Here is a 22,139-nt window from a genome sequence, read left to right as displayed (position 1 = left end):
CTGAGATGCACGAAGGCCCCGCACGATGGCGGGGCCTAAGGCGGGTTCGGAAGCCACTGACTTCCTGCTCGTCAGCCTACTCCGAGTGACGCGTTGGCCCACCTTGCTCGAACCCGTCAGGCCAGCGCCTCGGCGATTGTCTGCATAGATGTGACCGTGTGGTCCGCGGCACGGAAGGCGTCGACCTTCCAAGGCCGATTGGCGTAGCCGATGATGCCGACGCCAGCCGCCCGGGCCGCCTCGATGTCCGACAGCGAGTCGCCGACCAGGACGCACTCCTGCGGCGCCACCCCGAGAATCCGCGCGGCAGTGAGGATCGGCTCCGGGTTCGGTTTCATCCGGGCCGGGTCGGCATAGGCACGCCCGATGACCGGCGAAACGTGGCAGGTCAGCCCATGCACATCGAGGTAGGCCTCGACCGCCACCGCGGAGTTGTTGCTGACCACGCCCACCGCATTGCCCCGCCGAACGGCATTGAGAATGACTTGATGCCCGAACGGCGTCGGCTCGGCAGTGCCCACCGCCGCCAGCTCCGCCGCACAGAACGCATCCTCCACCGCCACCACGACCCGCCGCTCCGCGTGATCCCCGACCCACCGCAGGACAGCCATCGGATCCCGTTCCCGTCGAACCCGATCGGGAACAGCAACCCGGACCTGGTCAAGAAGGCCAACAAGCTCCGCAGCAATCCGCGAAGCCGGATAACCGGAGAACACCGAGCAAACCGGCCCGTCAAAGTCCAGAAGCAGAGGCCCGGCCCCGAACCGGTACGCGGTCACGCCACCGCTCGTTGTGCGTTCTCGTAGGACAGCGCCCAGCGCACGTCGGCGACCTCGAGCTGATGGATCTTGGCGCTGGTCTCTACGTCCTCGCCGGCGTCGACGTGCTCCCAGATCACCCCGGTGCTGATGCCCATGATGGACGGCTTGCCGAACCGGACGTCCGGATCGATCCGCACCGGTGACCGCGGGTGGGGATCGGGTCGGTAGGAGACGGCGACGTCGCCGTCCCACTCGACGCGCTGGACGAATGCCTCGCCGGGCTGCGTCAACATGGTCTGATCATTGATGACCGACACGAGGTAGAACTCGACCCCGGGCGCGTGCCCTTGGTCAGGTCGAGGATGCAGATCGGGTTGCCGAACGGGTCTTCGAGGATGGCGCACTGGCCTACCGCTATCTCGAAAGGTGGCATTCGGGTGCGGCCGGGCCAGTCGGCCACCGCCTGCGCCACGTCGTCCACCAGGTAGTGGACGGTGCAGTCCGGTGGCAGGTGCATGGTGTGCAGGACCAGCTCGGCGTCGGTTTCCGGGAAGCCCATTCCTACCGACGTGTCGTCTCGCCACAGCTCGGTCAAGCCCAGCGCATCGGTGTAGAAGGCGGCGGCGGTGGTCAGGTCGTCCACTCGCAGCATTACGCAGTCGATTTTTCGGAGCACGCTGTTCTTCTTACCCGGGCCGCCGGAAGCGGGGAACGGCCCGGTGTTGCAGGTGGCCGTTCCCTGCGGCGGGGACTGGGCTGGTGCGGTTGGGGAAGTGGCGGATGCGTACCCAAAAAGGGTTATTGCTTTTTTCGGAGACCTTCTCGCCGCACGAAGATGACCCGGCGCTCGATCGCGTCGCCGGCCGGGCCGAGGACGTAGCCGTCTATCCACAGCCAGCCGTCGTAGGTGTTGCGCGGGTCCACTCGGATCACCCGGAAGGTCAGCGAACGGGCGCCCTGGAACTGGACGCTGGCGGCGCCGCCTACGAAGAGGACGTCGCCCGGCTGCGGCAACGCCTCGGTCATCCGGATTGACTCCCCATGTCGCCCAGTACGTACCCCCCCCCGACGGAGGGGATTAGATTACACAAACAGTGTAAAAAGTTGTAACCGAAAGTGTCCGTACGAGAATGAACCGGTGACCAGTGACCTGCCGGGCGGCCGGATTCATATGAGCGACCCCTTCGCCACGCCGGAGGAGGAGAAGTCGCCGGTGCGCAGGCTGCGCGGGCGGCTCGCCGCGCCGGTCACGCTGTGGACGGCGCCGGGGCCGGCCGGACTCACCGTGTCGTCGATGCTCGTTGCAGACGGTGAACCGGGGCGGGTGCTGGGCCTTCTTGACGAGGAGAGTGATCTCTGGGAGGCGATCGCCGAGAAGGAGGTCTTCACGGTGGCGCCGCTCGGGCCGGGGGATCGGCAGCTGGCCGACCGATTTGCCGGGTTGATGCCGGCGGCGGGCGGGCTGTTCGCCGGTGGATCTTGGACGGAGACGGCCTACGGGCCGGTCGGTAGGGCGCTGTGGGCCGGATGCCGGCTGGTCAGCAGCCGGCCCTGTGGCTGGGCCGTGCTGGTCGAAGGGGTGATCGAGACGATCACCGTCGATACGGTCGAGCCGCCGTTGATCCACTACCGCGGTCGATACCGCGAGCTGCCCTGAGCCCCCCACTCGGCGCAGTCAGACCACCACTCGGCGCAGGGTCCGACCGGGCTCTGCCGCAACCCTCAAGGTCTTCGTACGTTCCCGGAAAAGTCCGCCCCCACGAAGGTGGTGAATCCCGGTGACGACAGAAGAAGTGCCCGCCTCGTCCTCCACCGAGAGATATCGGGCCGTCCAGCAGTCCGAGGATTTCCAGCGCCTGCGCCGCAAATTGCGGAACTTCATCTTCCCGATGACCGTTGCGTTCTTCCTCTGGTACCTGCTGTACGTCCTGCTCTCCGCATACGCCCGCGGTTTCATGAGCGCCAAGATCGTCGGCAACATCAATGTCGCTCTGATCTTCGGCCTGTTGCAGTTCGCGTCGACGTTCCTGATCGCCTGGTACTACTCCCGGTACGCCAACCGGGAGCTGGACCCGATCGCCGACAGCATCCGCAACAAGCTGAACGAAGAGGGTGACAAGTGATGCAGAGTCACACCTTCGCCGCCGAGGCCTCGACCTCCGGCTCCCGCGGGCTGACGATCACGCTGTTCCTGGTCTTCGTCGCGATCACGCTGGCGATCACCATCTGGGCCAGCCGGCAGACCAAGACGGCCACCGACTTCTACGCCGGCGGCCGGCAGTTCTCCGGTTTCCAGAACGGCATGGCGATCGGCGGCGACTACATGTCGGCCGCGTCCTTCCTCGGCATCGCCGGCATCATCGCCCTGTACGGCTACGACGGCTTCCTCTACTCGATCGGCTTCCTGGTGGCGTGGCTGGTGGCGTTGCTGCTGGTCGCCGAGTTCCTGCGGAACTCGGGCCGCTTCACGATGGCCGACGTGCTGGCGTTCCGGATGCGGCAGCGGCCGGTGCGGACCGCGGCCAGCGTCTCCACCATCGTGGTGTCGATCTTCTACCTGATCGCCCAGATGGTCGGCGCGGGCGCGCTGGTCTCGCTGCTGCTCGGGATCAAGCCCGGCACCACGTTCCTGGGCATGGACGCCGACACCGCCAAGGTCGCCACGATCATTCTGGTCGGCGCCCTGATGATCGTCTATGTCGTGGTCGGCGGCATGAAGGGCACCACGTACGTGCAGATCGTCAAGGCGATCATGCTGATGACCGGCGCCCTGCTGATGACGATCCTGGTGCTGGCGCACTACAAGTTCAACCTGTCGTCGCTGCTCGGTGACGCCGCCGCGCAGTCCGGCAAGGGCGCGAAGTTCCTCGAACCGGGTCTGCGCTACGGCGTGGAGACGGCCGGGGATGCGACGAAGACGTTCTACAGCAAGATGGACCTGGTCTCGCTGGGTATCGCGCTGGTGCTCGGCACGGCCGGTCTGCCGCACATCCTGACCCGCTTCTACACGGTGCCAACCAGCCGGATTGCCCGTAAGAGCGTGCTCTGGGCGATCGGCATCATCGGCACCTTCTACCTGTTCACCCTGGCCCTCGGCTTCGGTGCGGCGGCGATGGTCGGCGGTAAGGCGATCACCGCGCAGGACAAGGCCGGTAACACGGCCGCGCCGCAGCTGGCCCAGGCGCTCGGCATCAAGTATTTCGGCGGGGACACCGGCGGTTCGATCCTGCTGGCGGTGATCGCGGCGGTCGCGTTCGCCACGATTCTCGCCGTGGTCGCCGGCCTCACGCTGGCGTCGTCGTCGAGCGTGGCGCACGACTTCTACGCCAGCGTGATCAAGAAGGGTGCCGCCTCCGAGCGGGACGAGGTCCGGGTCGCCCGGATCGCCGCCCTGGTCATCGGCGCCGTCGCCATCGCTCTGTCGATCTACGCGCAGAGCCTGAACGTGGCGTTCCTGGTGGCGCTGGCGTTCGCGGTGGCCGCGTCCGGCAACCTGCCGGCGATCATCTACAGCCTGTTCTGGCGGCGGTTCAACACGTCCGGGGCGCTGTGGGCGATCTACGGCGGCCTGATCAGCGCCGTCGTTCTGGTCTTCTTCTCGCCGGTCGTCTCCGGCACGGCGACGGCCATGTTCCCGAACGACGACTGGCACTGGTTCCCGCTGAACAACCCGGGCATCATCTCGATCCCGATCGGGTTCCTGTGCGGCTGGATCGGCACGGTGATCTCGAAGGAGGACGACTCCGACAAGTTCGCCGAGCTCGAGGTCCGGGCGCTGACCGGACACGGCGCGCACTGATCGTCCGGTGACAGGGGGGAGTCGAACCATGACTCCCCCCTTTGTGCCGTTGGGGTGTCGATGATCGGGCGGAACGCGAGTGGGTACGTAATCTGGGTCCCATGTCGCAGACCACCGGTAGAGCTGCCGTTCCACCCAGGGAGCCGAGGGCGTACCCCGGTGGTCCCCAGCAAATGCCGCCGCGCGGCAACCCGTACAGCGGGAAGAAGAAGCTCCGGCCCCGCTGGGGCCGCATCGCCCTGCTGGGCGGCCTCGCCGTCCTGATCATCGCGGTCATCGCCGGCATCTCGCTGTACGGCTACGCGAACAGCCTCGACGACGACCTCAAGCGCACCGACGCGTTCTCCAAGCTCACCGGCGACCGCCCGGCCAAGGCGGTGAAGGGTGCGCAGAACATCCTGCTGGTCGGCAGCGACTCGCGCGATCCGGACACCAAGGACGACGAGGCGAATGCCTGGCGCGCCGACACGCTGATGCTCATGCACGTGCCGGCCGACCACAAGTCCGCCCAGCTCATCTCGATCCCCCGGGACCTGTGGGTGGTCGTGCCCAAGAGCAACAGCGCGGAGTGCAGCGACGGCAGCCGGGCCAAGATCAACGCTTCGTTCGCGTTCGGTGGCCTGCCCCGCGCGGTGCACACCGTCGAGTGCCTCACCGACGTGCACATCGACAGCGTCATGGCGATCGACTTCGGCGGCTTCAAGGAGGTCACCGACGCGGTCGGCGGCGTCGACCTGAAGGTGGACAAGACCATCACGTCGATCCACAAGCCGCACCGGGTGTTCACCAAGGGCATGATGCACATGAACGGTGAGCAGGCCCTCGACTGGGTGCGCCAGCGCTACCAGTTCCCCCGCGGCGACTTCGACCGCCAGCGCCACCAGCAGGAGTTCCTCAAGGCCCTGATGGAGAAGGCGACGACCAGCGGCACGATCACCAACCCGGCCAAGCTGAACGCCTTCCTCAAGGCGGTCACCGCGGCCGTCACCGTCGACAACGACTTCTCGCTGACCGACGCCGCGGTCGAGTTCCGGGACATCCGCGGCGACAACCTCACCTTCATCACCAGCCCCAACAAGGGCAGCGAGACCATCTCCGGCCAGTCGGTCGTGGTCTCCGACCGGGAGAAGGCACTCGCTCTCTATCAGGCGGTTGCCGGCGACAAGATGACCGAGTGGATGTCAGCGAACGTGAAGAAGTAGCGGACCCCGTAGGCTGATTGCCGTGTTCGGACCACAAGTACCCAGCGTGACGCCGGCCGAGGTGCCCGTCGACGCTTACCTGCTCGACGTTCGCGAGCCCGAGGAGTGGGCGGCCGGCCACGCGCCGGGCGCCCACCACCTGCCGATGATGGAGATCCCGCCGCGGATGGCCGAGGTGCCCACCGACGTCGAGGTCGTGGTCGTCTGCCGTTCCGGCGGGCGCTCCGGCCAGGTCGTCTCCTACCTGATGAACAACGGGTGGGACAACGTCCGCAACCTCGATGGCGGCATGCAGATGTGGGCGGCCGGCGGGCGCGAGGTGGTCAGCGAGAACGGGCAACCGGCCCACGTTCTATGACCAGACCACTCGTCTTCGCGCACCGAGGGGGCGCGGATGCTCTTCCCGAGCACACACTCGGGGCGTACATGCGCGCCCTCGAAGAGGGAGCCGACGGCCTCGAATGCGATGTCCGGCTCACCCGTGACGGCCATCTGGTGTGCGTGCACGACCGCAACCTCAAGCGCACCAGCAACGGTCGTGGCCTGGTCAGCACCAAGACGCTGGCCGAGCTCGAACCGCTGAACTTCGGCTCCTGGCACCCCGGTTACCCGGGTGACGACGACCTGCCCGAGTTCAGCAAGCTGCTCACCCTCGACCGGCTGCTGACCGCGGTGCGTGACTACGGCCGCCCGGTGCGCCTACTCATCGAGACCAAGCATCCGTCACGCTACGGCGCCGAGGTGGAGCGCAAGCTCGTCGAGCTGCTCCGCCGGCACGGTCTCGCCGACAACCGGCCGGACAATCCGGTCCAGGTGACGGTGATGTCGTTCGCGGCGCTGGCGCTGCGCCGGGTCCGTGCGCTCGCGCCGGCCATCCCCACGGTCTACCTGCTGGAGATCCTGCCGCCCGGCGTCGGGCGCGGGCGGCTGCCGTTCGGCGCGCGGATCGCCGGGCCGGGCGTCGGCCTGGTGCGCTCGAAACCCAGCTTGGTGCCGGCTCTGCGGGAGGCCGGCCACCAGGTGTACGTGTGGACCGTGAACGAGCCCGACCAACTGGATCTGGTGCTGGAACACCAGGTGGACGGGGTCATCACCGACCGCCCGAAGTTCGTGCAGGACAGGCTGGCCCAGGTGTGACGTCCGCCACGGTACGGTGATTCCGAGCAAGATCCGCGTCTACCCATCTGCCCAAAACTCAGGAAGCGAGGCAGACTCGCAGACATGCCGGAGCGTCCCGACTACGCCGCGCTGACCCAGGGTCAGCTCGCGGTCCTCGATCGGCTCAATGCCGGCGAGACGGGTCTGCCCGTGGTGCAGCGGATCGTCCGGCTCGCCGAGGAGGTGCTGGGCGGCCTCGGTGCCGGCTTCGTCGAGTACGCGACCGGCCACGGCCGGGTGGTGGCCGCCAGCGGTGCCTGCACCCCGGCGATCGGCCGGCGGATCGATCGCGAGCACCTGCCGCTCAACGAGCTCAACGAGGTCTTCGGCGACCCCCGCCGGGTGCTCGGCGTCCGCTGCGAGGCGGGCGACGCCAGCGTCGGGTCGCTGCACGTCTCCTTCGGCCCGCAGAGCGCCGATCCGGGCCCGGAGCACCACCGCGTCCTCGAACTGCTCGGCGGCTTCCTGTGCCGGCTCTACGCGGCCCAGCGCAACGGCGACGGCGACCAGTCCCGCCGCCAGGAAAACCGCGACCTGTGGGTGGCGGTGACCAGTCACGAGCTGCGCACCCCGGTGACCGTCATCAAGGGCTACGCGGACACCCTCACCAACCACTGGGACACCCTCGGCGAGCAGGGCCGCCAGGAGGCGGTCCGGGTGGTCGGCGCCCGGGCCGGCGAGCTGGCCCGGCTGGTCGACCGGCTGCTCTCGGCGATCAGTGACGACGGCGAGATCGGCGTCGCGGCGGCCGGCCCGTTCGACCTGCCGGAGACACTGCGCGCCGCCGTCGAGGAGCTTCCGGAAGACCTTCGCCGCCGGATCCAGGTGACTTCCCTGCCGGCCGAGCTGCCGAAGGCGTACGGGGACCGCGACTCGATCGCCACCATCCTCACCGAGCTGGCCACCAACGCCGAGAAGAACTCACCGCCGGACAGCCCGATCGAGCTGTGCGCGGCCGCCGACGAGGAGACCCTGCGCTTCCGGATCACCGACCGGGGCGCCGGCATCCGCCTCGAGAACGTCGAGCGGGCGTTCGAGCGCTACTGGCAGGCCGAGGGCGGCGAGCAGCGCCGGCACCCGGGCGCCGGGCTCGGCCTCTACCTGGTGCGCCGGCTCGTCGAGCGGCAGCAGGGCTGGGTGTCGCTGCGCCCACGCGAGGGCGGCGGCACCACCGCCGAGGTCCGTCTGCCGCGCGCCTGAATTTCTCTTTGCGGGCGTAACGCCTAGGCTGTCTCGCCGTGAGCAAGCGTCGCAACCAACGCCAAACCGCACCCAAGCGCGAGAAGGTGCGCGACATCTTCGTCGCCCGGCCGTTCGAGGGCCTCGCCGACGAGCCGGAGTGGATCGCCCTGCGCGAGCTGGTCCCGGCCGCCTCGGCGCCGCTGACCCTCAAGCCCGAGATCATCGAGGAGTACGGCGACCGCCCGGTCACGCTGTCGACCGTGCTGCCGATGGCCTGGCCCGCGATGACCCGCAGCGACGGGCGGGTGTTCATCGGCCTGCAGCGGCACGTGCAGTCCGGCGACGTCTCCCGCGACCTGACGGTGGCGATCCTGGCCGCGCTGCGCACCGAGCCCGGCGGCACGGTGTCCGTGCCGGCGCTGCCCGGCCAGGGCCCGCGCCTGGAGGACATCCTGGTCGACGGCCCGCTCGAGATCACCATGCACGACGGTTTCGAGTACTGGCTGGACGCCGAGCAGGCCGAGGACCCGAACGTGAAGGCCTCGCTGGAGCGGGCCAACGCCTCGATCTACCCGACCGTGCGGCTGGCCGCCGGGCGGGCGGCCTACTGGTGCCGGGTCGCGCCGGACAAGGGGCACGTCCGGTGGGTGCTGCCCGAGCCGGAGGACCAGGCACTGGACGCCCTGGCCCGGCTGTCCGCCTCGGGTGACCTGCTGCTCGGCGAGAAGACCAAGTTCGCCGGCATGTTCCGGGCGCACGGTCTCCTCGTCCCGGTCTGGGACATTCCCGGCGAGCCGGAGTCGACCGAGTGGGAGACCCCGCTCGCCGACTTCGCGAAGCGCTACGCCGACATCCTCGCCGAGACCGGCCCGCTGAACGCCGACGCCCGTCGCGCCAAGCAGGGCCTGATCGGCCGCCAGCTCACGCTGCGCTAGCCGCCATGTTGACGGAGCGGTTCGAGGGCAACGAGCTGGACCGCTCCGTGTGGGTTCCGTGGTATCTGCCACATTGGAGCTCGCGGGCGCAGTCCGCCGCCACCTATCAGGTCGGCGGCGGTGAGCTTCGGCTGAGCATCCCGGCCGACCAGCCGCTGTGGGCCGAGGGCGTGCACGAGACGCCGCTGCGGGTGTCCGGCATCCAGAGTGCCAACTTCTCCGGGCCGGTCGGCAGCACGATCGGCGGCCAGCCGTTCCTCGACGGCCAGCGGGTGCGCGAGGAGCAACCGGAGTTCTGGGGCTGCACGCCGCTCCATGGCACCATCTCGATCCGGATGCGCGGCGTGATCACTCCGCGGTCGATGGTGGCGTTCTGGCTCTCCGGCGTCGAGGACGACCCGTCGCGGTCCGGCGAGATCTGCGTGATGGAGGTCTTCGGCACCGCCCCGCAGAGCGTCGGCATGGGGTTGCACCGCTTCCGCGACCCGAGCCTGACCGAGGACTGGTCGGTGGTCGATCTTCCGATCGACGTTTCCGCCTTCCATGTGTACGCCGTGGAATGGCGGCCCGGTTCGCTGAACTTCTCGGTCGACGGCGACGTGGTGAAGCACGTCGACCAGGCGCCTTCGTACCCCGTACAGCTGGAACTCGCGGTCTTTGATTTTCCGGACAAAGCGGACCTGGTGGACGGCGTGCCGGTGCCCGAGTTGATCGTCTCCGAGGTCTCGGTCAGCTGATCAGGGGTGCCCTTTCGACCGGGCAGCTCATGCACCGTGGCCCGCCGCGGCCGCTGCCGAGCTCCGATCCGCTGATCCGGACCACCTCGATCCCGGCCCGTTCGAGCTGGGCGTTGGTCTCGATGTTGCGCTCGTAGGCGACGCACAGCCGCGGCGCGATGGCGAGGGTGTTGTTCCCGTCGTCCCACTGTTCGCGCTCGGCGGTGACCGGGTCCAGACCGGTATCGATCACCCGCAGCCGCTCGATGCCCATCGCCTCGGCGGCGGCCTCGAGGAACGGGCGGGGGGCCAGGGCGCGCGGTTCGCCACCGGCATCCGGCTTGACGGTGTACGCCCGGAGCGAGTGGGCGACGTTCGGGTACATCACGACCGCATCGACGTCGACCATCGTGCAGACGGTGTCGAGATGCATCGTGGCCCGCTCCTGGGCGATCGGCACCACCAGGATGGTGCTCGCCAGCCCGGCCGCGAAGACCCGCCGGGCCAGCCGCTCGGCCCCGGCCGGTGTGGTCCGCTCGCCGACCCCGATGGCCAGCACGTCCGGCGCGAGCACCAGGACGTCCCCGCCCTCGACGTGCTCGAGCGCCGGGTCGTAGAGCAGCTGCACCCCGGCGAAGCGCGGGTGATAGCGGTAGATCGCCCTGGTCAGCGTGGTCTCCCGAGCCCGGGCCGGCATCGCCAGGCTGGTCACCGCCACCTGGTCGCGCACCCACACCGAGGAGTCCCGGGTGAACAGCAGGTTGGGCAGCGGATCGATGATGAAGTCGTGATCGTCCATCAGCTCGTAGACCAGGCCGGCCGGCCCCGGCTTGAGCTCCTTGTGGGCGAGCCCGGCCATCAGCACGTCGGCGAGCCGGCGCGGATCCTGGTCGGCGAGATAGCGGCCGACCGAGTCGCGCAGGGTGTCGCCGAGCCGGCGGTCGTCGAGCACCGCCCTGGTCAGCTCGTCACGCGCCTCCGCCACGGCCAGCGTCTCGGCCAGCAGCTCGGCCAGGTAGAGCACCTCGACGCCGCGCTCACGCAGCGCCCCGGCGAAGCGATCGTGCTCCTCCTGGGCCCGGCCGACCCAGGGGATCCCGTCGAAGAGGAGCGAGTCGTTGTTCCGCGGCGTCAGGCGGGCCAGCTCGGCGCCCGGCCGGTGGAGCAGGACCGTACGGAGTGGGCTGACTTCACTGTCGACGTAGTTCACCCGAGCACTCCTCGCGTTCGAACCATGACGTTCTGACTAGATCATGAGACATCGGTGCGCGGGAGCGAAGGCGAGGCTAACTTTGTGCTTGAAGCTGCCGAACCGGGGGAGAGAACGCCGCGATGCACTATCCGCAAGAAAAACTTGTGCGTGAATGCGGCATTCATCCCCACTCACTCGCCCCTCTTTTGCCGCGATGTCTTGCCTCCGTGTGGGGTCGTACACGTACGGTAGTGAAAAGAGAGCCCGAAGAGACCTTTTGCCGGAGGTCGTTGTGACTGTCTTCCCGCGCCCTGCCCTGCCTGTTCATGCTAAGGCGCTACCCACCCTCGATCGTCCCGTCGCCCCACCCTCACCGCTCGACCCGCCAGCTCGCCCGTCGCCCGCCGAGTGGGCCCGTCGCCGTCGCGCCGACCGTGACGCGCGTCGCCTCGAAGCCGCCGGGACACGGGCGCTGACCCGACTCGATCGGCTCGGCCCCAACTGGCACATCGTGGACTGGCCACGCACCGACGCCCTGGGCGAGCCCGACCTCGCCGACGACCGCGCCGGATTCCTCGCGATCGGCCCCGGCGGCGTCTACGCCGTGACCGTGGCTGATCACGGTCGGGCCCGCGTGCTGATCGCGGGCGACGTCGTGCAGATCAACGGCAAGCGCCCGGCCTACATCGCCGAGGCCCGCCGGGAGGCACGCCGCGCCAGCAAGGCCCTTTCCGCCGCGGTCGGCCTGTCCGTGCCGGTCACTCCGGTGCTGACGTTCGTCGGTTCCGGCGTGATCAGCGTGCACGGTTTGCCGAAGGAGGTCCTCGTCTCGACGGACAAGGAACTCGACCGGCTCCTCATCGCGGGTGGCGCGCGCATTTCGCCGGCCACCGCCAGCAAGCTCTCAGCCGTCGCACATCACCCCGGGACCTGGGCAAACGCGCCCTATCGCCCGGCTGGGGACTACCGGTGGCACCCTGACGGACAAACGGCCGCTGACAAGCGTCCGGCACGCCGGTAACGTTCCTTCCGTTCAACGGCGGGTTGACGCCGCGGCCGCTTGATTGCGGCCGTGGTGTCTGCCCCCCATCCGCCGGAGCGAGGAGGACGGGGTGGGTCACATCGAGCTCTCCCTCTCGGGAGCGTTCGTGCCCCAGGCGCGGACACCGGCCGAAGCTGAGTTCGTCCCGAGCGTCGACCGCTGGACATCGACGGTGGCCGCGGCCGCCGAACCATGCCTGGTGATCGACACCGCCACCAAGATTTTGGCGCTCTCGGCCTCGTGCAGCGAGCTGTTCGGGCTGGGCAAGCCGATCGAGGCGATCGATCAACCGCTCGGCGCGGTCCTGCGCCTGATCGACTTCACCGCCGGTGCCGGTGAGCTCGACGAGTCCGACGCGGACAAGATTCCGCCGTTGCTGGCCATCCGCAGCGAGCGGCTGGCCCGCGGCCTTCTCCGCGTGGTGCCCACGCCGGGTGACCCGCCGCTGACCGTCGACGCGATCTCGACGCCGCTGCTGCACAACGACCGGGTGGCCGGTTCGTTGACGTTCTTCTCTCCGGTGCGCTGAAAAACCCTGGTGTGGCGTTTGCCGCACCGACAGGGGTTGGGCAAGGACTGATCCGGAAACGTAGTCTGCCCTCATGCTGGATCTAGATCTGCTACCGGAGGAGTACGCGGTGTGTCGGCTGCCGGCCGGCTCGCCGATCCCGGCTTCGCTGGCCGCGGGTCCGGATGACAAGAGCGTCATCTCGCTCAGCTGGGCGCCCGACGAGCTGTCGATCATCTGCCCGGCCGACCGGGTGCCGGACGGCGCGGTGGCCGACACGGCCTGGCGATGTCTGCGCATTGTCGGACCGCTCGACCTGGCCCTGACCGGGGTGCTGGCCTCGCTGATCGGCCCGCTGGCCGACGCCCGCGTCAATATCGTGACCTTCTCGACATTCACCACGGATTACCTGCTTGTGCCGACGGTCCGGCTGACCGAGGCGGTGGACACCCTCACTGCCGTCGGGCACCGCATCGCCTCCTGAGGCAGTTCGGCCTAACATGTCCGGCGTGTCCCCCCGCACACGCCTGATCCCCCTCGGCGCCGTTCTCCTCGGCGCCCTACTACCGCTGGGCGCCTGTGGCACGCCGCCCAAGCCGCCGTCGACGTCCCCACCTCGGTATGTCAGCCCGAGCGCGGCCCCCATCACGCTCTCGCCGTCCCTGTTCCCCGGCCAGCCGCAGCAGCCGCTGCCGACGCTGCCGGGCAACGCGACGACCCAGGCCTACCCGACCTACGCCTATCCGACGACCCGGGCCACCACCCTGGCGCCGAACACCGTCTCGCCGACGCCGACCCCGTCGCACGCGGCCCGCTGCACCGGCTCACCCACGAATGCCCAGCTCCTCGCCCTGATCAGGGGGAAGCCCGGCATTCCGAACAAGACGCTGCTGGTGAACGACGGGCCGTACTGCTCCGGCATCTGGTCGTTCAGCACGGTCGAGGTGTCCGGCGAGTCCGCCGACCAGCTCGAACCGCTGATGGTCGTGACCACCGGCAAGGACACCACGCTCGCGCTGGTCGCGGCCGGCTCCGACGTGTGCATCGACCGGGTGCAGACCGAGGCGCCACCGGGCATCCGCGTGCTGGCCTGCGGCTTCTGACCATCCCGCGGCACGTCCTAGACTCACGGCATGCCCGGAACGCCGCCTGCTCGCTACGTCTACCTCGGTCCGGAGGGCACCTTCACCGAGGCCGCCCTGCGCACCCTGCCCGCCGCCGAGCGCGGGGTGCGTACGCCGGCCCGCAGCGTGCCCGAGGCGCTGGAAGCGGTGCGCGCCGGTGACGCCGACGCCGCCCTGGTCCCGCTGGAGAACTCGGTGGGTGGCGCCATCCCGGTCACCCTCGACGAGCTGGTCACCGGCAGCCCGCTGGTGATCACGCGGGAGGTCGTCCTGCCGGTCGAGTTCGTGCTCGCGGCCCGCCGGCCGACCCCGCTCGACCAGGTCCGCACGGTGGCCGCGCATCCGCAGGCGTCCGCCCAGTGCCGCAACTGGCTGCTCGCCCACCTGCCCGACGCCGTGGTGGTGGACGTGCTCTCCAACGCGGCCGCCGCGATCGCCGCGGCCGCCGGCGAGTTCGACGCGGCGCTGTGCGCCCCGATCGGGGTGCCGCGCAACCGGCTGACCGTGCTGGCCGACAAGGTCGCCGACCACGCCGACGCGGTGACCCGCTTCGCGCTGCTCACCCGGCCCGGCCCGGCCACCGAGCCGACCGGCGACGACGTGACCTCGCTGGCCGTCTCGATCCGCCACGACCAGGTCGGGGCGCTGCTCGCGGTGCTGACCGAGCTGTCCGTCCGCGGGGTCAACCTGTCCCGCATCGAGTCCCGGCCGACCGGCGAGCAGCTCGGCACCTACTTCTTCTTCCTCGACTGCACCGGGCACGTCGCCGAGGCCCGGATGGGCGAGGCCCTGCAGGGGCTGCACCGCATCTGCGCCGAGGTGCGCTTCCTCGGCAGTTACCCCCGGCACCGGCTCACCCGCGAGGACCCGGTCCCGTCCCCGCCCGGCCTGTCCGACGCCGACTTCGCCGATTCGGAGGCGTGGCTGGCACGCCTCCGATCCGGCTCGCTGTAGGTCCCCCGCTTTAGTTCCCCAGCAGGTTGCCGAGGAGGCCGCCCTGGCCCTGCTGGCCGCCGCTTCCGGTGCCGGCCAGGCCAGCCGGGGGCTCCTCAGAGGGCTGCACGACCACGAAGCCCTGGCCCGCGAAGCTCATCGTGAACCGCTCGCCGGTGGTGCGGCCCAGCAGCGTGCCGAGGCCCAGCTGCTCGGCGCGGTGGTAGCCGGTCTGCAGGTTGGCCGACCAGCAGATCGCGGCCTGCGGGTCGACGTAGGTGGGCTGGTCGACGCTGAGCACCACCGGGGTGCCCTTGGTGGTGACCGCGATCCGGCCGTGGCCGGAGAAGACGCAGTTGAACAGGCCCGCGTTGGACATCATGCCGGCGCCGCCGACCATCTTGATGTCGTAGTTGAGGGTCGAGTCGAACGCCAGCACGTTCGTCCCGTTGATGGAGAGGGCGTCGCCCGGCTCCAGGTCGATGAGGTGAACGTCGGCGGCCTTGTCAGCAAGGAAGACGTCGCCCGTGCCGCGGACCTTCATCAGCGGCACGCCCTCGCCGGTGAGCTTCGACTTGATGAACTTGCCGATCCCGCCGGAACCGAGCGCCTCGAACTGAACATTCCCCTGGTACGCCACCATCGAGCCCTGACGAGCCATGAACTCGCCGTTCAGCTCGGCCTTGAGCAGCTTGGAATTCTGCAGACGCAACCCGGGCTGGGCGGATTCCTTCTCCAGGTTTTCCGCCGAAAAGAGCTCGCTGCGCATGAACGTCCTCCTGTGTGCGATGTGGCACCAGGGTAGGTGCCGTCAACAAGCGGGGGACCAGCTTTTAGGCCGGATTCAGCCCCAGCCGAGTTCATGCAGACGATGATCATCGATGCCGAAATGGTGGGCGATCTCGTGCACCACGGTGATCGCGACCTCGTCGATCACGTCGGTCTCGCTGTCGCAGACCCGCAGTGTCGGCAGCCGGTAGATGGTGATCCGGTCGGGCAGCACGCCGGCGTAATCCCAGCCCCGATCGGTCAGCGCCGTTCCCTCATACAGCCCGAGCAGGTCGTCGTTGCCGTCCGGCGGCGCGTCCTCGACCATGAAGACCACGTTGTTCATCATCGTCAGCAGCTCGACGGGCACCTCGTCGAGCGCCTCACCGACGAGTTCCTCGAAGCGTTGGCGACTCATCTCGACCGGCACAGTGACCATTGTGCGCCAGAGTCGCGCGCACACCGATGCCGCCGATGCGGTCAGGGATCCGACAACAACCCCTGCCCGCATCGGCGGGTCGGCCGGGTCGATCAGGTTCGGCCGGGTCGATCAGGCGAGCTTCGCGGAGAGCATGATCTCGGTGCCCGGGGCGAGCAGCCGGGAGATCGGGCAGCCCTCCTTGGCGGCCTGCGCGACCTTCTGGAACTCGGAGTCGTCGATGCCGGGCACGGTGCCGACCGTCTCGAGGTCGATCCGGGTGACGCTGAAGCCGGCGTCGGTCTTGTCGAAGTGAAGCTTGGCGACGGTCTCCACCGACGTGCCGGTGTAACCGGCGTCGGCGAGCGCCTTGGAGAAGGCCATCGAGAAGCAGCCGGAGTGCGCGGCGGCGATCAGCTCCTCCGGGTTCGTCCCCTCGCCCTCCTCGAAGCGCGACTTGAAGGAGTAGTTCCCCTGGTAACCGCCCTTGCCGGTTTTGATGGTGCCGGAACCTTCGGTGAGGTTCCCATCCCAGTGGGCCGTAGCAGTGCGAATAGGCATGTCGGAAACGCTAGTCCATCGGACGGCCGGTAGCCGGGCGACCGGGCACGGGCCATCATTGGTCACATGCCTCCCGAGCATCAGTCCATCGATCTCGACCCATCGCCGCCCGAGTCGGTGGTCGAGTTCGGCGCGGAGACGGCGCCGCGCCGGCGCCGCTGGAACGCGTCCGGCCTCGGCCACAGCCTGGTCGGCGACCGGCGGCTGGTCCCGCTGACCGCGGCGCTGGCCGCGGTCGCCCTGCTCGCGTCGCTCGTCTCCGAGTGGCAGGTCACCACCGTCGACGCGGCCGTCTTCGGCGGCGACGGTGACTTCGGCGACCACGCGGTGCCGACCGACCTCAACGATCTCGGCGCGTTCGGCACGGCATTCCTGGTCGGCCTGTTCCCGCTGGTCGCCGCGGTGGTGCTGACCATGTTCGGCCCGCCGGCCGCCCGCCGGTGGGTGCGGCTCACCGGGCTCAGCGTGGGCGGCACCCTGCTCGCGCTGCACTTCGCGCTGACCGTCTCGATCGGCGAGCAGAGCCGGGTGGTGCCCAACCTCTACACCATCTCGCTGGAGCCGGATCAGGTCGACATCGCCTACGGCCGGGGCCTGTGGTGTGCGCTGGCCGGGTTGGTCCTCGCGATGATCGCGCTCTACCTGACCGACCGGCACGGCCCGGCGGACGCCTGGACCTGGCGGCGGCCGCCCGCCGTCCCCGAGTCCACGGCTCATGAGGAGCCGCTCGACCTCACCGTCGGTCCGGCCAAACCGTTCACCTTGCTGGGCGGCGACCGCGACAAGCCCAGCTGATCGGGACGAGAGGGGATATCCGGGTGCTGACCGGACTGGGCCGCCGGTAGGCTCGTCAATCGTGATTGACCTGCGCCTGCTCCGCGAGGACCCCGAGCTGATCCGTGCCAGCCAGCGACTGCGCGGCGAATCCACCGAGCTGGTGGACGACCTGCTGCGCGCCGACGAGGAGCGCCGGGCCGCCACGCAGCGGTTCGAGGCGATCCGGGCCGAGCAGAAATCGCTGAGCAAGCAGGTGCCGAAGGCCTCCGGCGACGAGAAGACGGCGCTGCTGGCCCGCACCAAGGACCTGGCCGCCGAGGTCAAGACGACCGAGGCCGCGGTGAAGACCGCCGACGAGACGCTGCGCCTGGCCCAGCTCGCGTTGCCGAATGTCGTGCAGGACGGCGTCCCGCCGGGCGGTGAGGACGACTTCATCGTGCTGCGTGAGGTCGGCGACCGGCCGGCCATCGACAACCCGAAGGACCACCTCGAGATCGGTGAGGCCCTCCGGGCGATCGACACCGAGCGCGGCGCCAAGGTGTCGGGCTCGCGGTTCTACTTCCTCACCGGCGTCGGCGCGCTCCTCCAGCTCGGCCTGCTGCAGATGGCGATCGCCCAGGCGGTGGAGCACGGCTTCACCCCGTCGATCACGCCGAGCCTGGTCAAGCCGGAATCGATGGAGGGCACCGGCTTCCTCGGCGCCCATGCCAGCGAGATCTACCGGCTCGAGGCCGACGATCTCTACCTGGTCGGCACCTCGGAGGTCGCGCTCGCGGCGTACCACTCGAACGAGATCCTGGATCTCGAAGCCGGGCCGAGCCGCTTCGCCGGCTGGTCGTCGTGCTACCGGCGGGAGGCCGGGTCGTACGGCAAGGACGTTCGCGGCATCCTGCGGGTGCACCAGTTCGACAAGGTGGAGATGTTCTCCTTCTGCAAGCCGGAGCAGGCCGCCGACGAGCACCGGCGGCTGCTGGCGATGGAGGAGGAGATGCTGGCCAAGGTCGAGATCCCGTACCGGGTGATCGACGTGGCCGGCGGCGACCTCGGTTCGAGCGCGGCGCGCAAGTTCGACTGTGAGGCGTGGGTGCCGTCGCAGGGCCGCTATCGCGAGGTCACCTCGACATCGAACTGCACGACGTTCCAGGCGCGGCGGCTCAACATCCGCTACCGCGATGCGGACGGCAAGCCGCAGACCGCGGCCACGCTGAACGGGACGCTCGCCACCACCCGCTGGCTGATTCCGATCCTGGAAAACCACCAGCAGCCGGACGGTTCGGTGCGGGTGCCGAAGGCCCTCCAGCCGTACCTCGGCGGACGGGACATCCTCGAACCCGCGCGCTAACGGGTTGGCCATCCGTCCGTCACCAGAAGTCATAGCCGCAGCTAGCTGGGCAGGTGTAACGTTTTCCTTCCGCCCTCCGCGGGGGTCCGCCCACCCTCGGAGGTGACCGATGGTCAAGCCTGGACTCCCCAAGCTGATCGCGACGGATCTCGACGGCACATTGGTGCGCAGCGATGACACCGTGTCCGCCTACACCCACGAGGTTCTCGAACGCGTCCGCGCCGCCGGCATCCGGATCGTGGGCGCCACCGGCCGTGGGCCGCGCCTGATGTCACTCACCCGCAACGACATCCGGGTGGCCGACTTCCTGGTGCTGGCCCAGGGCGGCTGGGTCCTCGACCAGGCCGAGTCGGCCTACCTGCTGCGGTCCCGGCTTGCCGGCTCGACCCTGTCGACGGTGCTGGCCGATCTCGAGGCCGAGGTCGGCCGGTTGTCGGTGATGGTCGAGGCGCTCGAGCACGACGATTCCCCGCTGTGGGGCGACTACGACCCCACCTGGCGCTACCCGGTGGTGGTCGAGCGGCGGGAGCGCGCCGCGTGCCTCACCGGCGACGTGATCAAGGCGTTCGCCCGGTCCTTCGACTACCAGGTCGACGACCTGCTCGAGGTGGCCCGGCGGATCGTGCCGCCGCACGTGGCCTCGGTCACCCAGGCCGGCCTCGACTACGTGGAGATCTGCCCGGCGAACGTGGACAAGGGCACCGGCCTGTCGGTGGTCGCCGAGGCGGTCGGGGTCGATCCGCAGGACGTCCTGGTCTTCGGCGACATGCCCAACGACCTGCCGATGTTTGCCTGGGCCGGGTGGAGCCGGGTGGCGGTCGCCAACGCACATCCGTCCCTGCTGGCAGTGGCCGACGAGGTGGCTCTGTCCAACGATGAGGATGGGGTGGCGGTCTATCTCGACAAGTTACTGTCGAGGTGATGCATCCCTTTCGGCTTGTCGCCTCTGACATCGACGGCACCCTGATCCACCACGACGGCACGCTGAGCAAGCGCACCATCGACGTGATCCATGCCCTCCCCGTCCCCTTCGTGCTGGTGACCGGCCGCCCGGTCCGCTGGCTCCGGCAGCTCTACGACCAGATGCCGGAGCCGGTGCCGGCGATCTGCGCCAACGGTGCCGTCATCTACGACCCGGACACCGACAAGGTGTTGCGCTGCGAGAATCTCTCGGCCGACCTGCTGCTCGACGTCGCCAAGAAGCTGCGGGCGGCCATTCCGGACATCGCCATGGCCGTCGAGGTCGAGGAGGGGCGGCGTTTCTGGTACGAGGAGGCCTGGCCACTCCGCTGGGACCCGGAGCACGAGGAGGTCCGAGTGCTCACCACCACCGAGGAGCTGGTCTCGGCACCGGCCGTCAAACTGCTGGCCCGCTCGGCCAACCACGGCGCCGACGAATTCGCGGAGCTGGTCAGTGGCCTGCTCGGCGAGATCGCCACGGTGACCCACTCGTCGAGGAGCGCGCTCGTGGAGATCTCGGCGGCCGGGGTGACCAAGGCGGCCGGCCTGGCCTGGCTGTGCGCGCAGGAGGGCTTCGAGGCGCAGGATGTGCTGGCCTTCGGCGACATGCCCAACGACATCCCGATGCTGACCTGGGCCGGTCACTCGGTGGCGATGGGCAATGCCCACCCCGCCGTCCGCGCGGTGGCCGACGAGGTGGGTCTCACGAACGACGAGGACGGGGTGGCGCGCTACCTCCGCGACGCCTTCGACCTCTAGAGGTACTGGCCGGTGCGGCCTTCGCCGCCCGGGCCGGGCTGCTGGCCGGGCATGCCCGGGATCGCGCCGGTGCCCATCGGCAGGGCCGGGCGGCCGGCACCGCCGCCCCGCATCTGCTCCAGCTGCAGCCGGGCCGCCATCTGCTGGGCGACCAGCGCGGCCTGAATGCCGTGGAAGAGGCCCTCGAGCCAGCCCACCAGCTGGGCCTGGGCGATGCGCAGCTCGCTCTCGCTCGGCGGGGTGTCACCCTCGAACGGCAGCGACAGCCGCTCCAGCTCGTCCCGCAGCTCGGGGGCGAGGCCGTCCTCGAGCTCGGTGATCGACCGCTGGTGGATCTCACGGAGCCGGCCGCGCGACGCCTCGTCGAGCGGTGCGGCCCGCACCTCCTCGAGGAGCTGCTTGATCATGCTGCCGATCCGCATGACCTTGGCCGGCTGCTCGATCAGGTTGCCCGGCTCCTCCGGGGTGAGGGTGCCGTCGGGCTCGACCGTGCCCATCGGACGCCCATCGGGGCCCACCACGATGACGGAGCCGTCTTCCTGCTTCTCCGCGGTGCGGTTGTCGTCGGTCATGTGTTCCATCTTCCCGCACCGCTTCCAGTGACTCGTCACCGGCGTAGCTCGGCCACCGCACACTTCACGCTGCCGCCGCCGCGCTTGAGCTCGGTCAGCTCGACGTGCACCGGGTGATAACCGGCCGCCCGCACCTTCTCGGCCATCGCGATCGCCTCGGTGTTGAGCACCACGTGCCGGCCGTCACTGACCAGATTGAGCCCGAACGCCTCGGCGTCGGCCCGGTCGGCGAGCACCGCGTCCGGGAAGAGCTGGGCGAGAACCCGCTGCGCGGACGCCGAGAACGCCGCCGGGTAGTAGGTGACGTTGTGGTCGTCGAGTGCGGCCAGGGCCGTGTCCAGGTGGTAGAAGGCGGGGTCGACCAGGCGGAGCGAGACGACCGGGCGGCCGAGCATCTCCTGGGCCTCGGCGTGAGCGGCCGGCTCGGTGCGGAAGCCGTAGCCGGCCAGGATCACGCCGCCGTGCGCGCCGGGCAGGTAGGCGAAGTCGCCCTCGCCCTCGTTGACGTGCTCCGGATCGGCGAAGCGCCAGGCCGGGTCCTGATAGAACGCGCGGTGGGCGACGGCCTCGTCGGCGCGCTGCGGGTAGCGGAAGCGAGCGCCGTAGACGGTGCCGTCCACCGAGAACGCGCCGTTGGCCGCGTAGACCATGTCGGGCAGGCCGGCGACCGGGTCGAGCACGTGCACGGTGTGGCCGAGATCGACAAGGGTGGTGCGCAGCAGGTCCCACTGCTCGACGGCCAGCGCGGCATCGACCGGGGCGGTGGTGTCCATCCACGGGTTGATGGCGTACTCGACCGTGAAATGCTGCGGCGGACACATGAGATATGTCCTGGTTCGCGGCAAGCGCTCCGTCTGGCTCATGAGGTAAAGCGTAGGTAGGCTCGGGCTTACGAAACAGCGATAAATCTTGTGTGCTGGAGGCGAATCGTTGCAGATGGACCCGGTTGATCAGCGAATCATTGCGTTGCTGGTCGCCGATGCACGCGCGTCGTACGCGGAGATAGGGTCTAAGGTCGCTCTTTCCGCCCCGGCCGTGAAGCGCCGGGTGGACCGGCTCCGCGCCACCGGGGTGATCAAGGGCTTCACCGCGGTCATCGACCCGGCCGCGGTCGGCTGGACCACCGAGGCGTTCGTCGAGCTGTTCTGCACCGGGCGCACCACCCCCGCGCAGATCACCGTGGCCACCCGGCGGCACCCCGAGGTGATCGGCGCCTACACGGTGTCCGGCCAGGCCGACGCGCTCGTGCATCTGCGGGCCGCCGACATCGGACACCTCGAACAGGCCCTCGAACGGCTGCGGGCCGAACCGTTCATCACCTCGACCCGGAGCATGATCGTGCTGTCCCGGCTGGTCGAGACCCCGACCGTGGTGCCCGCCCCGGAATAGCCCTTCCCGGAACCGACCGTCAGAGGGCGGCGTCCAAGCGC

The 22,139-nt window shown here is 69.4% G+C and carries 29 protein-coding genes; 19 read left to right on the top strand and 10 right to left on the bottom strand.

The genetic code is table 11. The features are described 5' to 3' along the window. Positions 1-116: 116 nt before the first annotated feature. The 4 genes from Adu01nite_RS33640 to Adu01nite_RS33625 all read right to left on the bottom strand — a co-directional run bounded on the left by Adu01nite_RS33640 (position 117) and on the right by Adu01nite_RS33625 (position 1,787). Positions 117-779: an HAD family hydrolase gene (locus tag Adu01nite_RS33640; RefSeq protein WP_203733117.1), complete on the bottom strand. Its 663-nt coding sequence runs from the start codon at positions 777-779 to the stop codon at positions 117-119. After that, the gene (locus Adu01nite_RS33635) at positions 776-1,054 is read right to left on the bottom strand and encodes a DUF433 domain-containing protein (protein WP_203733115.1); all 279 of its coding nucleotides are present in this window, start codon (positions 1,052-1,054) and stop codon (positions 776-778) included. The genes Adu01nite_RS33640 and Adu01nite_RS33635 overlap by 4 nt, the downstream gene beginning before the upstream one ends. Further along, entirely contained in the window at positions 1,048-1,437 is a 390-nt protein-coding gene (locus tag Adu01nite_RS33630) for a VOC family protein (RefSeq protein ID WP_203733113.1), read from the bottom strand. The genes Adu01nite_RS33635 and Adu01nite_RS33630 overlap by 7 nt, the downstream gene beginning before the upstream one ends. A gap of 122 nt (positions 1,438-1,559) precedes the next feature. Then, complete coding sequence (locus Adu01nite_RS33625; protein WP_203733107.1) at positions 1,560-1,787, bottom strand: hypothetical protein; 228 nt, start codon at positions 1,785-1,787, stop codon at positions 1,560-1,562. A 145-nt stretch (positions 1,788-1,932) separates the two neighbouring features. Between Adu01nite_RS33625 and Adu01nite_RS33620 the strand changes: the two genes are divergently transcribed. The 9 genes from Adu01nite_RS33620 to Adu01nite_RS33580 all read left to right on the top strand — a co-directional run bounded on the left by Adu01nite_RS33620 (position 1,933) and on the right by Adu01nite_RS33580 (position 9,774). Then, positions 1,933-2,418, top strand: a complete 486-nt coding sequence (locus Adu01nite_RS33620; RefSeq protein WP_203733333.1) for a flavin reductase family protein — start codon at positions 1,933-1,935, stop codon at positions 2,416-2,418. 121 nt (positions 2,419-2,539) lie between these two features. Next, entirely contained in the window at positions 2,540-2,884 is a 345-nt protein-coding gene (locus tag Adu01nite_RS33615) for a DUF485 domain-containing protein (RefSeq protein WP_239132886.1), read from the top strand. Next, the gene (locus Adu01nite_RS33610; protein WP_203733099.1) at positions 2,884-4,560 is read left to right on the top strand and encodes a monocarboxylic acid transporter; all 1,677 of its coding nucleotides are present in this window, start codon (positions 2,884-2,886) and stop codon (positions 4,558-4,560) included. The genes Adu01nite_RS33615 and Adu01nite_RS33610 overlap by 1 nt, the downstream gene beginning before the upstream one ends. Positions 4,561-4,661: 101 nt before the next feature. Beyond that, on the top strand, positions 4,662-5,762 hold the full coding sequence (locus tag Adu01nite_RS33605; protein WP_203733097.1) for an LCP family protein: 1,101 nt from the start codon (positions 4,662-4,664) through the stop codon (positions 5,760-5,762). A 22-nt stretch (positions 5,763-5,784) separates the two neighbouring features. Continuing rightward, positions 5,785-6,120, top strand: coding sequence for a rhodanese-like domain-containing protein (locus Adu01nite_RS33600; protein WP_203733095.1), 336 nt, complete (start codon positions 5,785-5,787; stop codon positions 6,118-6,120). Further along, positions 6,117-6,899: a glycerophosphodiester phosphodiesterase gene (locus Adu01nite_RS33595; protein ID WP_203733093.1), complete on the top strand. Its 783-nt coding sequence runs from the start codon at positions 6,117-6,119 to the stop codon at positions 6,897-6,899. Before Adu01nite_RS33600 ends, Adu01nite_RS33595 begins: the two co-directional genes overlap by 4 nt. An 84-nt stretch (positions 6,900-6,983) precedes the next feature. Further along, entirely contained in the window at positions 6,984-8,120 is a 1,137-nt protein-coding gene (locus Adu01nite_RS33590; protein ID WP_203733091.1) for a sensor histidine kinase, read from the top strand. A gap of 38 nt (positions 8,121-8,158) precedes the next feature. Further along, positions 8,159-9,037, top strand: a complete 879-nt coding sequence (locus Adu01nite_RS33585; protein ID WP_203733089.1) for a DUF5926 family protein — start codon at positions 8,159-8,161, stop codon at positions 9,035-9,037. Positions 9,038-9,042: 5 nt separating this feature from the next. Beyond that, on the top strand, positions 9,043-9,774 hold the full coding sequence (locus Adu01nite_RS33580) for a glycoside hydrolase family 16 protein (protein WP_203733087.1): 732 nt from the start codon (positions 9,043-9,045) through the stop codon (positions 9,772-9,774). On the opposite strand, the gene Adu01nite_RS33575 is transcribed toward Adu01nite_RS33580, so the two are convergent. After that, positions 9,767-10,963 (bottom strand): arginine deiminase, encoded by a 1,197-nt coding sequence (locus Adu01nite_RS33575; RefSeq protein WP_203733085.1) that lies wholly within the window; start codon positions 10,961-10,963, stop codon positions 9,767-9,769. The two genes, Adu01nite_RS33580 and Adu01nite_RS33575, sit on opposite strands and share 8 nt — an antisense overlap. A gap of 274 nt (positions 10,964-11,237) precedes the next feature. Between Adu01nite_RS33575 and Adu01nite_RS33570 the strand changes: the two genes are divergently transcribed. From Adu01nite_RS33570 to pheA, 5 genes are all read left to right on the top strand, one after another. Then, complete coding sequence (locus tag Adu01nite_RS33570; protein WP_203733083.1) at positions 11,238-11,966, top strand: hypothetical protein; 729 nt, start codon at positions 11,238-11,240, stop codon at positions 11,964-11,966. Between the two features lie 91 nt (positions 11,967-12,057). Then, positions 12,058-12,516, top strand: a complete 459-nt coding sequence (locus Adu01nite_RS33565) for a hypothetical protein (RefSeq protein ID WP_203733082.1) — start codon at positions 12,058-12,060, stop codon at positions 12,514-12,516. A 73-nt stretch (positions 12,517-12,589) separates the two neighbouring features. Beyond that, positions 12,590-12,979, top strand: coding sequence for an ACT domain-containing protein (locus Adu01nite_RS33560; RefSeq protein ID WP_203733080.1), 390 nt, complete (start codon positions 12,590-12,592; stop codon positions 12,977-12,979). Positions 12,980-13,004: 25 nt separating this feature from the next. After that, positions 13,005-13,598, top strand: a complete 594-nt coding sequence (locus Adu01nite_RS33555; RefSeq protein WP_203733072.1) for a hypothetical protein — start codon at positions 13,005-13,007, stop codon at positions 13,596-13,598. 30 nt (positions 13,599-13,628) lie between these two features. After that, positions 13,629-14,573 (top strand): prephenate dehydratase, encoded by a 945-nt coding sequence (pheA, locus tag Adu01nite_RS33550; protein WP_203733071.1) that lies wholly within the window; start codon positions 13,629-13,631, stop codon positions 14,571-14,573. A gap of 10 nt (positions 14,574-14,583) precedes the next feature. Here the strand turns inward: pheA and Adu01nite_RS33545 are convergent, their stop codons facing one another. From Adu01nite_RS33545 to Adu01nite_RS33535, 3 genes are all read right to left on the bottom strand, one after another. Beyond that, positions 14,584-15,321: an AIM24 family protein gene (locus tag Adu01nite_RS33545; RefSeq protein WP_203733064.1), complete on the bottom strand. Its 738-nt coding sequence runs from the start codon at positions 15,319-15,321 to the stop codon at positions 14,584-14,586. Positions 15,322-15,396: 75 nt separating this feature from the next. Beyond that, positions 15,397-15,759, bottom strand: coding sequence for a metallopeptidase family protein (locus Adu01nite_RS33540; protein WP_203733062.1), 363 nt, complete (start codon positions 15,757-15,759; stop codon positions 15,397-15,399). 111 nt (positions 15,760-15,870) lie between these two features. Next, entirely contained in the window at positions 15,871-16,299 is a 429-nt protein-coding gene (locus tag Adu01nite_RS33535) for an OsmC family protein (RefSeq protein ID WP_203733060.1), read from the bottom strand. A 66-nt stretch (positions 16,300-16,365) separates the two neighbouring features. Here Adu01nite_RS33535 and Adu01nite_RS33530 point away from each other — a divergent pair, with 66 nt between their 5' ends. The 4 genes from Adu01nite_RS33530 (at position 16,366) to Adu01nite_RS33515 (ending at position 20,137) form a co-directional block, all read left to right on the top strand. Then, entirely contained in the window at positions 16,366-17,094 is a 729-nt protein-coding gene (locus Adu01nite_RS33530; protein WP_203733058.1) for a hypothetical protein, read from the top strand. Between the two features lie 61 nt (positions 17,095-17,155). After that, the gene (gene serS, locus Adu01nite_RS33525; RefSeq protein ID WP_203733056.1) at positions 17,156-18,418 is read left to right on the top strand and encodes a serine--tRNA ligase; all 1,263 of its coding nucleotides are present in this window, start codon (positions 17,156-17,158) and stop codon (positions 18,416-18,418) included. A 109-nt stretch (positions 18,419-18,527) separates the two neighbouring features. Next, positions 18,528-19,340, top strand: coding sequence for an HAD family hydrolase (locus Adu01nite_RS33520; protein WP_203733054.1), 813 nt, complete (start codon positions 18,528-18,530; stop codon positions 19,338-19,340). Further along, complete coding sequence (locus tag Adu01nite_RS33515) at positions 19,340-20,137, top strand: HAD family hydrolase (protein WP_203733052.1); 798 nt, start codon at positions 19,340-19,342, stop codon at positions 20,135-20,137. Before Adu01nite_RS33520 ends, Adu01nite_RS33515 begins: the two co-directional genes overlap by 1 nt. On the opposite strand, the gene Adu01nite_RS33510 is transcribed toward Adu01nite_RS33515, so the two are convergent. After that, on the bottom strand, positions 20,134-20,709 hold the full coding sequence (locus tag Adu01nite_RS33510; protein ID WP_203733050.1) for a bacterial proteasome activator family protein: 576 nt from the start codon (positions 20,707-20,709) through the stop codon (positions 20,134-20,136). The two genes, Adu01nite_RS33515 and Adu01nite_RS33510, sit on opposite strands and share 4 nt — an antisense overlap. Positions 20,710-20,744: 35 nt before the next feature. Further along, a complete protein-coding gene (ddaH, locus tag Adu01nite_RS33505) occupies positions 20,745-21,572 on the bottom strand; it encodes a dimethylargininase (protein WP_203733048.1) in 828 nt (275 codons plus the stop codon). Positions 21,573-21,639: 67 nt separating this feature from the next. Here ddaH and Adu01nite_RS33500 point away from each other — a divergent pair, with 67 nt between their 5' ends. Continuing rightward, entirely contained in the window at positions 21,640-22,098 is a 459-nt protein-coding gene (locus Adu01nite_RS33500) for an Lrp/AsnC family transcriptional regulator (protein ID WP_203733046.1), read from the top strand. Positions 22,099-22,139: the final 41 nt, after the last annotated feature.

Origin of the sequence: Paractinoplanes durhamensis (genome assembly GCF_016862175.1) — a bacterium.
GTDB lineage: Bacteria > Actinomycetota > Actinomycetes > Mycobacteriales > Micromonosporaceae > Actinoplanes > Actinoplanes durhamensis.
This window is presented reverse-complemented; position numbering and strand designations above follow the sequence as displayed.

Coding starts and splice junctions, on each gene's coding strand:
- Adu01nite_RS33635 (WP_203733115.1), bottom strand. CDS start 1,054: ATGTTGACGCAGCCCGGCGAGGCATTCGTCCAGCGCGTCGAGTGGGAC.
- Adu01nite_RS33625 (WP_203733107.1), bottom strand. CDS start 1,787: ATGACCGAGGCGTTGCCGCAGCCGGGCGACGTCCTCTTCGTAGGCGGC.
- Adu01nite_RS33620 (WP_203733333.1), top strand. CDS start 1,933: ATGAGCGACCCCTTCGCCACGCCGGAGGAGGAGAAGTCGCCGGTGCGC.
- Adu01nite_RS33610 (WP_203733099.1), top strand. CDS start 2,884: ATGCAGAGTCACACCTTCGCCGCCGAGGCCTCGACCTCCGGCTCCCGC.
- Adu01nite_RS33605 (WP_203733097.1), top strand. CDS start 4,662: ATGTCGCAGACCACCGGTAGAGCTGCCGTTCCACCCAGGGAGCCGAGG.
- Adu01nite_RS33595 (WP_203733093.1), top strand. CDS start 6,117: ATGACCAGACCACTCGTCTTCGCGCACCGAGGGGGCGCGGATGCTCTT.
- Adu01nite_RS33590 (WP_203733091.1), top strand. CDS start 6,984: ATGCCGGAGCGTCCCGACTACGCCGCGCTGACCCAGGGTCAGCTCGCG.
- Adu01nite_RS33580 (WP_203733087.1), top strand. CDS start 9,043: ATGTTGACGGAGCGGTTCGAGGGCAACGAGCTGGACCGCTCCGTGTGG.
- Adu01nite_RS33560 (WP_203733080.1), top strand. CDS start 12,590: ATGCTGGATCTAGATCTGCTACCGGAGGAGTACGCGGTGTGTCGGCTG.
- pheA (WP_203733071.1), top strand. CDS start 13,629: ATGCCCGGAACGCCGCCTGCTCGCTACGTCTACCTCGGTCCGGAGGGC.
- Adu01nite_RS33545 (WP_203733064.1), bottom strand. CDS start 15,321: ATGCGCAGCGAGCTCTTTTCGGCGGAAAACCTGGAGAAGGAATCCGCC.
- Adu01nite_RS33540 (WP_203733062.1), bottom strand. CDS start 15,759: ATGGTCACTGTGCCGGTCGAGATGAGTCGCCAACGCTTCGAGGAACTC.
- Adu01nite_RS33535 (WP_203733060.1), bottom strand. CDS start 16,299: ATGCCTATTCGCACTGCTACGGCCCACTGGGATGGGAACCTCACCGAA.
- Adu01nite_RS33530 (WP_203733058.1), top strand. CDS start 16,366: ATGCCTCCCGAGCATCAGTCCATCGATCTCGACCCATCGCCGCCCGAG.
- Adu01nite_RS33520 (WP_203733054.1), top strand. CDS start 18,528: ATGGTCAAGCCTGGACTCCCCAAGCTGATCGCGACGGATCTCGACGGC.
- Adu01nite_RS33515 (WP_203733052.1), top strand. CDS start 19,340: ATGCATCCCTTTCGGCTTGTCGCCTCTGACATCGACGGCACCCTGATC.
- Adu01nite_RS33510 (WP_203733050.1), bottom strand. CDS start 20,709: ATGACCGACGACAACCGCACCGCGGAGAAGCAGGAAGACGGCTCCGTC.
- ddaH (WP_203733048.1), bottom strand. CDS start 21,572: ATGAGCCAGACGGAGCGCTTGCCGCGAACCAGGACATATCTCATGTGT.